Source organism: Lactonifactor longoviformis DSM 17459 (assembly GCF_900129135.1).
Lineage (GTDB): Bacteria > Bacillota > Clostridia > Lachnospirales > Lachnospiraceae > Lactonifactor > Lactonifactor longoviformis.
On record NZ_FQVI01000036.1, the window covers coordinates 21,040 to 32,231 of the forward strand.

Here is an 11,192-nt window from a genome sequence, read left to right on the forward strand (position 1 = left end):
AGCATATGGGTAAAAAATTAGGATTTTCGGATTTGGATGAGTATCTGTTCGGGGAAGGGACACATTATGAGATATACCGTCTGCTGGGCGCGCATCCCACTGCAAAGGGCAAGAAGAAAGGTGTTTATTTTGCGGTGTGGGCCCCTCACGCGGCGTCTGTGGCTGTGGTGGGTGAGTTTAACGGGTGGGATGAGAAGAAGCATCCCATGCAGCGCAGAAAGAATATGGGCATCTATGAGCTTTTTATCCCGGACGTAAAGGAGGGAAGCCTTTATAAATACTGTATTACAACAAAAAAAGGCGAGCTTCTCTACAAAGCAGATCCCTATGCCAACTGGTCGGAGAAACGTCCGGGAAATGCGTCCAGAGTGGCGGATATCAGCAGATTTACATGGGGAGATTCTGTTTGGATGAATAAGCGCCAAAGCTTTGACGCAGATAAAGATCCCATGTCTGTCTATGAAGTGCACCCGGGCTCATGGATGAAGCACCCTTTTACCGAGGAGAATAAAGAGGGATTTTACAATTACAGGCAGTTTGCCCATGCCCTGGCGGACTATGTAAAAAAGATGGGGTATACCCACGTGGAGCTTATGGGGATCGCAGAACATCCCTTTGACGGCTCCTGGGGATATCAGGTGACCGGATACTATGCCCCCACATCCCGCTACGGCACCCCCGGGGACTTTAAGTACCTGGTGAACTACTTGCATAAAAATAAGATAGGGGTGATCCTTGACTGGGTGCCTGCCCATTTTCCGAAAGATGCCCACGGACTGGCAGATTTTGACGGTACGCCCGTGTATGAATATGCGGATCCCAGAAAAGGGGAGCATCCGGACTGGGGAACAAAAGTCTTTGACTATGGAAAGAATGAAGTGAAGAACTTCCTCATAGCCAATGCAGTCTTCTGGATGGAGGAATACCATATTGACGGACTCCGGGTGGATGCTGTGGCGTCTATGCTGTATCTTGATTACGGGCGTGAGGACGGCCAGTGGGTTCCCAACAAATACGGGGAGAATAAAAACCTGGAGGCTATAGAATTTTTCCGGCATTTGAACTCAGTTGTTCTTGGCAAATATAAGGGCACGGTAATGATTGCCGAGGAATCGACCGCCTGGCCTATGGTGACAGGCCGGCCGGAGGAAGGCGGTCTGGGATTCAGTCTGAAGTGGAATATGGGGTGGATGCATGATTTCCTGGAATACATGAAGCTGGATCCTTATTTCAGAAAGTTTAACCATTACAAGATGACATTCTCCCTGACGTATGCATACAGTGAGCGTTATGTTCTGGTGCTCTCCCATGATGAGGTTGTGCATCTGAAATGCTCCATGATCAATAAGATGCCCGGGGAGGCCGGGGAAAAGTTTGAGAATCTGAAAGCGGGCTACACGTATATGTTCGGGCACCCCGGCAAGAAGCTGCTTTTTATGGGTCAGGATTTCGGCCAGCTTCAGGAGTGGAGCGAGGAGCGTGAGCTGGATTGGTATCTGCTCGCGGAGGAAAGCCACCAAAAGCTGCAGGACTTTGTAAAGGAATTGCTTTTCCTCTATAAAAAATATCCCGCTCTTTATGCAAACGATCACAATCCCGAGGGGTTCGAGTGGATAAATGCGGATGATGCGGATAAAAGTATCTTTAGCTTTATCAGGAAGTCTCCCACAGGACGGAACAACCTGCTCTTTGTGTGTAATTTTACACCGGTAGAGAGGAAGGATTACCGGGTGGGGGTCCCCAAAAGGAAGCAGTATAAGCTTATATTAAACAGCGCGGATCCCAGGTTCGGCGGGGACCATGAGAGATCCCAGCAGGTATATAAGGCGGTGAAGAAAAATTGGGATAACAGGGAGTTTTCCTTTGGATATGAACTGCCGCCCCTTTCGGTGTCTGTATTCTTGTATTAATAGGAGGTGCCCGTATGTATAAAGAAAAATGGACGGCTGCACTTATTCAGATGGATTCCCGGGAGGATGAGTCCCGGAACCTGGAGGCGGCTGCCCGGAAAGTCAGGGAAGCGGCCCTGCAGGGCGCGGATCTTGTTATGCTTCCGGAGACGGTGGATTTTATCGGACGTGATATGAGGAGCCACGGAAAGACTGTTCCTGGGCCTGTTTCAGAGCTGTTCCGGGAATTAGCCAGAGAGAATCACATTTATCTCCACTGCGGCAGTATCACAGAGGCAGCGGGAGGGGAAAAGTGCAGAAATACCAGCCTCCTTTTTGATCCCGGGGGAGAGATTGCCGGAAGATACAGCAAACTGCATCTGTTTGATGTAGAGCTTTCGGGGGGGAAAATGATACGGGAGTCCGCTCAGATTGCGGGCGGAAGCCAGGTGGCCCTTTCCAAAACGGAGCTGGGAATGCTGGGGTTTGGCATCTGCTATGATATTCGGTTTCCCGAGATGTTCAGAATTATGGGAAAGCATCAGGCGCAGGTGATCCTGGTGTGCGCTAACTTTACGGATCCTACGGGACAGGCTCACTGGGAGCCTCTTTTGAGGGCCAGAGCCATTGAAAATACCTGTTATATTCTGGCCTGCGGGCAGTGCGGGGAGAAGTGGAATTATACGGCCCATGGAAATTCTATGATTGTGGATCCCTGGGGGCGGATTGTGGCCCGGGCCGATAAAAAGGAACAGATTCTGATGGGCGAAATAGATATGGGACTGGCAGATAAGACAAGAAGACAGATTCCGTCTCTTGAAAATATTAGGCAAGATGTCTATGAATTAGTGGAAAAATCAGTAAAAATCTACTGACAGAAGGGGAAAATATCTTTGCATTTGCTGGAAAAACAAGGTATAATAACAACGAATAGAGCGATAGAATCGGACAGGAAAGGAGAAATTGGAATGAAAGTATCTAATATAAAGGATATTGAGAAATTTTTCGAAGTAATCGACAGCTGCAGCGGAAAAGTGGAATTAGTTACAGGAGAAGGCGACAGACTCAACCTGAAATCTAAACTTTCCCAGTATGTTTCTCTGGCAAATATTTTCTCCAACGGTGAGATACCTGAATTAGAGCTGGTAGCTTATGAGAAAGAAGATATTGATAAATTACTGAACTTTATGATGAATGGCTGATTAGTGAGGCAGATAAAAAGGCATAATTTAGGGACGGAGGTAATAACCTTCGTCCCCTTTGGCGTTACTTAAATAAAAAGAGAGGTAGAAAAAATGACAAAGATTGATATTATTTCGGGATTTCTGGGAGCAGGAAAGACAACATTAATCAAAAAATTACTGAGTGAGGTATTTGCAGGCCAGCAGGTAGTGCTCATTGAAAATGAATTCGGCGAGATAGGGATCGACGGAGGATTCCTCAAAGAGGCGGGCATTGAGATTCGTGAGATGAATTCAGGCTGCATCTGCTGCTCACTGGTGGGGGATTTTGGGACATCACTCAAGGAGGTCATTGAAAAGTACCACCCTGACCGTGTATTGATCGAGCCTTCCGGTGTTGGAAAGCTTTCTGATGTTATAAAAGCAGTTCAGGGCGTGCAGGAGGAAGTGGAGATACAGCTTAACAGCTATACCACCATGGTGGATGTATCAAAATGTAAGTTATACATGAAGAACTTCGGTGAATTTTTCAATAATCAGATTCAGTGTGCAGGGGCTATTATATTAAGCCGGACAGATAAGACGCCTCAGGATAAGGTGGTGCAGGCAGTAGAATTAATCCGTCAGATAAATGAGAAATCGCCTGTGATTACAACACCTATTACACAGCTGGAGGGAAGCAAGATTCTGGAGGTTATGGAGCATCCCCAGTCGCTGGAGGAAGAGATGCTGGAAGAAGAAGTGTGCCCTGTCTGCGGAGAACATCACGACCATGATCACGGGCATCACCACCATGGAGAGGAATGCCATGAACACGGACATCACCATCATCACGGGGAAGAATGCTGCGGGCATGATCACGACCACCACCATCACGGGGAAGAATGCTGCGGCCATGACCATCACGACCATGGGGACTGCGGCTGCGGGCATGATCACCATCACCATCACCATGCAGATGATGTTTTCACCAGCTGGGGCAAAGAGACGGTGAGAACCTACAGCAGGGAAGAGATCGGCGGCATACTGACAAAACTTGAGACAGAGGGTATCAGAGAGGACGGCAGTATTCTCCGGGCCAAGGGAATGGTGGCAGGTACGGACGGCCGGTGGATTTACTTTGATATGGTGCCGGGTGAGCATGAGATCCGTGAGGGTGCGCCTGAGTTCACAGGCAGGATTTGCGTTATCGGATCTAAGCTCAACGAGGACAAGCTCGAAGAGCTTTTCGGACTGAAATAAGATAGGAGACAAATTAATGGCAGAAATAGATGAAATAGATGAGATCCAGGTTCCTGTCTATCTGATGGCGGGATTCCTGGACAGCGGGAAGAGCACATTTTTAAACTTTACCATTGCACAGGAGTATTTTGCCCTGGATGAGACAACGCTTCTTATTCTCTGCGAAGAGGGAGAGGTGGAATACGATGCCCGGGAGCTGGAAAAGTATAATACGGTTATGGAGATAATAGAAGAACCTCAGGAGCTGACGCCCCAGCGCCTGACAGCTATGGACATTGCATACCGGCCGGGGCGGATCGTTATTGAATACAACGGGATGTGGCCGGTGAGCGCCCTGGAGGAGATGGAATTTCCCGGAGGATGGGGTATCGTCCAGCATATCACAACCGTGGACGCCAGCACTTTCCAGGTCTATATGAATAATATGAAATCCCTGTTTATGGAAATGGTAAGAGGGGCGGATCTGGTCATTTTTAACCGCTGTGAAAAGGGTCTGCCTCTGGCGACGTTCCGCAGAAGTGTAAAGGTAGTGAATCAGAGTGCAGAGATCATCTTTGAGGACGAACAGGGGGAAATCGAAAATATTTTTGAAGATGAGATGCCTTTTGACCTGGATGCCGATGTGATCTCCATCCGGGAGGAGGACTACGGGATCTGGTATATTGATGCTATGGATCATCCGGAGAGATACAAAGGAAAGACTGTGGAGTTCACAGGCATGGTATTAAAGTCAAAGGAATTTCCGTCTAAGATGTTTGTGCCGGGGCGCATGGCTATGACCTGCTGTGCGGATGACACTACCTTTATCGGATATGTATGCAGAAGCCCCTATGCGCCCAAACTGAAGACGGGACAGTGGGTAAAGGTTACAGCGGCCGTAGGCTACGATTATGTGCGCGCATACCACGGGGAGGGCCCTGTGCTTGAGGCGAAATCGGTAGAGCTGACAGAGCCTCTCGAGGAGGAATTGGTATATTTCAATTAAGGAAAAGACAGGAGAAAATTATGTATCTGATTGTTGGCCTTGGGAATCCCTCAAAGGAGTATGAAAAAACCAGACATAATGTAGGGTTTGATACCGTGGATGAACTGATAGAGAGGCACAATATCCCCCAATCCGGGGTAAAGCATAAAGCCATGTTTGGCAAAGGGATGATCGAGGGGCAGAAGGTCATAGTTGCCAAGCCTCTCACATTTATGAACCTCAGCGGCGAAGCGGTGAGGGCTATGGCGGATTACTATAAGATAGATCCGGAGACCCAGCTGATTATAATCTATGATGATATCGATCTGGATCCGGGACAGGTCAGGATCCGGAAAAAGGGGAGTGCAGGGGGACATAATGGCATAAAAAGCATTATTTCTCACCTGGGAACGCAGAATTTTTACCGGATTAAAATTGGTGTCGGGGCCAAGCCAAAGGGCTGGGATCTCGCAGATCATGTATTAAGCCGTTTCTCAACCGGCGACAGGAAGCTGGTAGATGATGCCATTGAGAGGGCGGCGGCAGCAGTTTCCGTTATTTTATCGGAAGATATCGAAGCCGCTATGAATATATATAATAGAAAGGCAGAATAATTGACCTTTTTAAGGAGATAGATATGGAGGCTTTTATAAGACCGCTGGAGGAGCTGAGCGATTACCAGGCGCTCCGGGGAAGACTGAAAGGAAACCGCGGAATTCTGCAGCTTTCCGGATGCATTGATTCCCAGAAGGCGCATGTAATGTATGCCATGTCCCGGAATTTCCGCAATTGCCTGATCATCACAGAGAATGATCTGAAAGCAAAAGAAATATATGAGGACTACCGCTTTTACGACAGGGAGGCTCTGCTGTATCCCGCGAAGGACCTGATATTTTTCCAGGCGGATATCCACGGGAATCTGCTTACCAGGGAAAGAATGAAAGCTGTGGCCGCTCTTCTTGAGAAGAAGGGGGTCACTGTAATAACCAGTATAGGGGGCTGCATGGACTATCTGCTCCCCCTGGAGGCCATCGGCAGGCGGGTGCTGCGGTTTCGCAATGACAGTGAAATTGATATAGACAAGTTAAAAAAAGATCTGATTGGATTAGGATATGAGAGAAGTGCACAGGTAGAGGCAGCCGGGCAGTTCTCTGTTCGCGGTGGAATTATAGACATTTTTCCTCTTACCGAGGAGAATCCCTGGAGGATCGAGCTTTGGGGAGACGAGATAGACTCCATCAGGAGCTTTGAGGCCGAAAGCCAGAGATCCATAGAAAACCTGGAGGAGATAGCCATCTACCCGGCGTCCGAGATTGTGCTGGACGAGGACTCTGCAAAGAAGGGGATCAATGCCATTGAGAAAGAGATGAAGTCCTACGTAAAGAGGCTCAGGGATAAGTTTCTGACGGAGGAGGCGGCACGGGTAAAGGGCTCTGTGGAGGAGGTGCTGGAGAATCTGAGGGAATTTGAGAACCTTCAGGCGGCCGAGCACTTTATCCACTATTTTTATGATGAACTGGTTTCCCTTCCGGATTATTTTGACCCGGAGGATACCCTTTTCTTTCTGGATGAGCCGAATCATCTTCTGGACAAGGGGGAGGTGATTGAGGAGGAATTCCGGGAAAGTATGCAGAACCGTCTGGAGAAGGGATACCTTCTCCCCAGTCAGGCGAAGCTGATTACCGGGTACAGGGATACCGTCAATACGCTGAACCACAAAAACTGTGTTTCTGTCTGCACCATTGACCACAAGCAGGCAGACTGGAAAATTAACGGCAAGTACAGCATTGTGACGAAGTCTGTCAATTCTTACAACAACAGTTTTGAACTTCTGGTAAAGGATCTGAAGCAGTGGAAAAAGGGCGGTTATCGGGTGGCCCTTCTCTCCGGTTCCCGTACCAGGGCGGCCAGGCTGGCCGAAGATCTCCGGGAGGAGGGACTGAATAGCTTCTATTCAGACGATACGGAAAGAGAGATTCAGCCGGGGGAGATTATGGTTGTCTACGGACACGCCCACAGGGGATTCGCATACCCTATGGTGAAGTTTGTAATCATTACTGAGACGGACATATTCGGCAAAGAAAAGAAAAAGCGCAGGAAGAAAACGGAGTACAGCGGGAAAAAGATTCAGAGCTTTACAGAGCTTAATGTGGGGGACTATGTTGTCCACGAGAACCACGGGCTGGGAGTTTACCGGGGAATTGAGAAGGTGGAAGTGGAGAATGTAGTCAAGGATTACATTAAGATCGAATATGCTGGCAGAAGTAATCTCTATGTGCTTGCAACCCAGCTGGATATTCTTCAGAAATACGCCGGGGCAGATGCGAAGAAGCCCAAACTGAATAAATTGGGAGGCCAGGAGTGGAAAAAGACTAAGACAAGAGTCCGGGGGGCAGTGCAGAACATTGCCCGGGATCTGGTAGATCTGTATGCGGTCAGGCAGTCCCAGGAGGGATACGCATACGGGAAGGACACCGTCTGGCAAAGAGAGTTTGAGGAAATGTTCCCCTTTGAGGAGACAGAGGATCAGCTGTTAGCCATTGATGCCACAAAGCGGGATATGGAGAGCCATAAAATCATGGACCGTCTGATCTGCGGGGATGTGGGGTACGGAAAGACAGAGATTGCCATCCGCGCGGCCTTTAAGGCCATACAGGAGGGAAAGCAGGTGGTATATCTGGTGCCCACAACCATTCTGGCGCAGCAGCATTATAATACCTTTGTGCAGAGAATGAAGGATTTCCCGGTGCGGGTGGATCTGCTCTGCCGGTTCAATACCCCGGCGCAGCAGAAGAAGACGGTGACAGATCTGGAAAAGGGCTGGGTGGACATTGTCATAGGGACCCACAGGGTACTGTCAAAGGATGTAAAATTCAAAGATCTGGGCCTTCTGATCATAGATGAGGAACAGCGCTTCGGCGTTACCCACAAGGAAAAGATAAAGCAGCTCAAAAAAAATGTGGATGTCCTTACACTCACAGCTACCCCCATTCCCAGGACTCTGCATATGAGCCTTATCGGAATCCGGGATATGAGTGTTCTGGAGGAGCCGCCTATGGACCGGATGCCCATACAGACCTACATTATGGAATACAACGATGAGATGGTGAGAGAGGCAATCAGCCGGGAGATGGCCAGGGGCGGCCAGGTTTATTATGTGTATAACAGAGTAAAGCAGATTGACGAGATTACCAATCAGATTGCAAAGCTGGTTCCCGAGGCAAATGTTGCCTTTGCCCACGGGCAGATGAACGAACGGGAACTGGAAAAAATCATGTATGGATTTATTAATGGGGAGATTGATGTTCTGGTATCCACTACCATTATTGAAACCGGACTGGATATCTCCAATGTGAATACAATGGTGATACATGATGCGGACCAGCTGGGTCTTTCACAGCTGTATCAGCTGCGGGGCCGGGTGGGAAGATCAAACCGCACCGCCTATGCTTTTCTGATGTATAAAAGAAACAAAATGTTAAAGGAAGTGGCTGAAAAGAGGCTTCATGCTATCCGGGAATTTACAGAGCTGGGGAGCGGATTTAAGATTGCCATGAGGGATCTGGAGCTTAGAGGGGCCGGAAATCTTCTGGGCGCGGAACAGCACGGCCATATGGAGGCTGTGGGCTATGACCTGTACTGTAAAATGCTCAATGAGGCAGTAAAAGAGGCCAAGGGAATACCTGTACAGGAGGACTTTGAAACCACCATTGATCTGGAGCTGGATGCCTTTATTCCGGAGCGGTATATTCCCAATGAATATCAAAAGCTGGACATCTACAAAAGGATAGCAGGGATTGAGAATCAGGAAGAGTATGAGGATATGCTGGAAGAACTGCTGGACCGCTTTGGGGAGCTTCCTAAGTCTGTACAAAATCTCCTTTCGATCGCTAATCTGAAGGCAATGGCTCATAAAGTCTATATGACCGAGGTAAAGCAGCTGCAGGATACCGTGAAGCTGACTATGTATGAGAAAGCGAGGATCAATCCCCAGGGGATCCCTGCGGTTATCGAAATGTACAGGGATGAACTTCAGTTTAAGGCGGATCCCAGCCCGCACTTTATCTTCCGCCCCAAAAAGAAAAAGGCCCGGGATACCGTTGAGATAATTGAACGGTTAGCAGGGCTGCTGAGGAATATGGAGGGGGAACTGAAAGTTTGAAATATTTGCGAATTCTTTACAAAAACCGGGAAAAATCTTGCCTGAACCTGGAAAAGAGTCTATAATAAAAAGGCTGATATGCAAAATAAGCCGATAAGATAAACTATGGGAGGAAACCATGAACCGATTAACAAAGACAATGACATGCGGTATGCTTGCAGTTGCCTTGGGCGCCACAAGCCTTGCAGGCTGCGGAAAAGATAGTAAAATTGACGGAACAAAGACGGTTGCAACCTGCAATGGGGAGGAAGTATCTCTTGGAGCGGCAAGCTTTCTCATGCGATATACACAGGCTCAGATGATGAGTTATTATTCCATGTTCGGACAGAGTATGAGCTGGGACAGCGTACAGGATGAGGAAAAAGGGACTACCCTTGGGCAGTCTGCCAAGGATAACCTCATGGACCAGCTGGAGGATTTGATGCTTCTGAAAGAGAATGCCAAAGAGTATGAGGTGAGTGTTTCAGAGGAAGAACAGAAAGCAATTGAGGAGGCGGCTAAAAGCTTTATCGAGGCTAACGATGAGGAGACTCTGAAAAGCCTGGCTGTCAGCCAGAAGGATATTGAGACAGTGCTGGAGCTTTTCACCATCCAGAATAAGATGTATGATCCAATGACTGCAGATGTGGATACAAATGTGCCGGATGAGGACGCGGCCCAGAAAACAGTTACCTGTGTGAGAGTGTCTGCCGCAGGGACGGAGACGGATGAAGAGGGCAACACCATTGAGCTGACCGATGAGGAGAAAGCACAAAAGAAGGAACAGGCTCAGCAGGTCCTGGATAAGATAGCAGCATCGGAGGATGTTGCCGGGGCGGATATGGATGCCCTGGCCAAAGAGGTGGATGAGAATCTCTCTGCTACCTCCAGCAGCTATGGAAGCGATGATACTGTTGTAGAAGATGCGATCAAGAAGGCTGCGGAGGGCCTGGAGGACGGACAGCTGGCGCCTGAGGTGGCAGAAGGAGAGAATGCTTATTATGTAGTGCGGCTGGACGCCAATTTTGATCAGGAGGCTACAGACTCCAAAAAACAGACCATTGTAAGTGAGAGAAAGCAGGAGGCCTATCAGGCAAAGCTGGATGAATGGAGTGAGGCTGCAAAGTTTACTGTAGATGAAAAAGTATGGGACAAGATAGAAGTCACAGACAGCAATCCTTTTGTATTTAAGCAGCAGGAGACAGAAGCTCCGGAGGCAGAAGATACCCAGGAGGGTACAGATACTGCAGAGCCTTCCTCTGATGCAGCAGAAAGCACAAACCCTGAGGAGCAGGCAGAAGAATAGTTTAGGAAAAAGAGCAGCAGACCTGGCAAAGAACCCAGGTTCAGCGAAAAAAACGGAGGGTATATCCTGGGATATGCCCTCCGTCTGATCATGTGCGCCCGGCGGCGCACGTTTCTAACCGGTGAAAGTCCGGAATCCGCCCGGTGGTGGGAAGGATATAGCCGAAGGCAAGGGTGTCCATTGTGAGGTGGAATCCGAAGGAAGCCGGATATGGGGAACATACGAACCCATGGGCAAATCTCTGGTCTGACGAACAGAAACCACATAAGAGGCTATGCATGAGGATAAGGCTGCATGACAAGTCGAAGTCCAATAACTACCCGGAATCATGTATGGTAGATGTGGCAGATGGATGGAGAGAAAGAAACGTGTGGTACCTGGGGAGGTCTGCACGACACGCCCTGAAAGGGGTAACCATTATGGAGAGATAATGCTGAACGCGCAGAAGTCAGCCGAGGTCATAGTAGCC

9 protein-coding genes are annotated in these 11,192 nt (G+C 48.7%); all 9 read left to right on the top strand.

The annotated features are described in order from the left end of the window. Positions 1 to 5 precede the first annotated feature (5 nt). The 9 genes from glgB (at position 6) to BUA56_RS23070 (ending at position 11,154) form a co-directional block, all read left to right on the top strand. Complete coding sequence (gene glgB / locus BUA56_RS20215; protein ID WP_072854583.1) at positions 6 to 1,910, top strand: 1,4-alpha-glucan branching protein GlgB; 1,905 nt, start codon at positions 6 to 8, stop codon at positions 1,908 to 1,910. Positions 1,911 to 1,924: 14 nt separating this feature from the next. After that, entirely contained in the window at positions 1,925 to 2,764 is an 840-nt protein-coding gene (locus tag BUA56_RS20220; RefSeq protein ID WP_072854584.1) for a carbon-nitrogen hydrolase family protein, read from the top strand. A 93-nt stretch (positions 2,765 to 2,857) separates the two neighbouring features. After that, positions 2,858 to 3,091: a polya polymerase gene (locus tag BUA56_RS20225; RefSeq protein ID WP_072854585.1), complete on the top strand. Its 234-nt coding sequence runs from the start codon at positions 2,858 to 2,860 to the stop codon at positions 3,089 to 3,091. A gap of 93 nt (positions 3,092 to 3,184) precedes the next feature. Next, the gene (locus tag BUA56_RS20230; protein WP_072854586.1) at positions 3,185 to 4,312 is read left to right on the top strand and encodes a CobW family GTP-binding protein; all 1,128 of its coding nucleotides are present in this window, start codon (positions 3,185 to 3,187) and stop codon (positions 4,310 to 4,312) included. Between the two features lie 16 nt (positions 4,313 to 4,328). Then, on the top strand, positions 4,329 to 5,297 hold the full coding sequence (locus BUA56_RS20235) for a TIGR03943 family putative permease subunit (protein WP_341443527.1): 969 nt from the start codon (positions 4,329 to 4,331) through the stop codon (positions 5,295 to 5,297). Positions 5,298 to 5,317: 20 nt separating this feature from the next. Beyond that, the gene (gene pth, locus BUA56_RS20240; protein WP_072854587.1) at positions 5,318 to 5,890 is read left to right on the top strand and encodes an aminoacyl-tRNA hydrolase; all 573 of its coding nucleotides are present in this window, start codon (positions 5,318 to 5,320) and stop codon (positions 5,888 to 5,890) included. Between the two features lie 23 nt (positions 5,891 to 5,913). Next, positions 5,914 to 9,438: a transcription-repair coupling factor gene (gene mfd / locus BUA56_RS20245; protein WP_072854588.1), complete on the top strand. Its 3,525-nt coding sequence runs from the start codon at positions 5,914 to 5,916 to the stop codon at positions 9,436 to 9,438. Positions 9,439 to 9,556: 118 nt separating this feature from the next. Beyond that, positions 9,557 to 10,723, top strand: coding sequence for a hypothetical protein (locus BUA56_RS20250; RefSeq protein ID WP_072854589.1), 1,167 nt, complete (start codon positions 9,557 to 9,559; stop codon positions 10,721 to 10,723). Positions 10,724 to 11,001: 278 nt separating this feature from the next. Continuing rightward, positions 11,002 to 11,154, top strand: a complete 153-nt coding sequence (locus BUA56_RS23070; RefSeq protein ID WP_072853737.1) for an arginase — start codon at positions 11,002 to 11,004, stop codon at positions 11,152 to 11,154. Positions 11,155 to 11,192 lie beyond the last annotated feature (38 nt).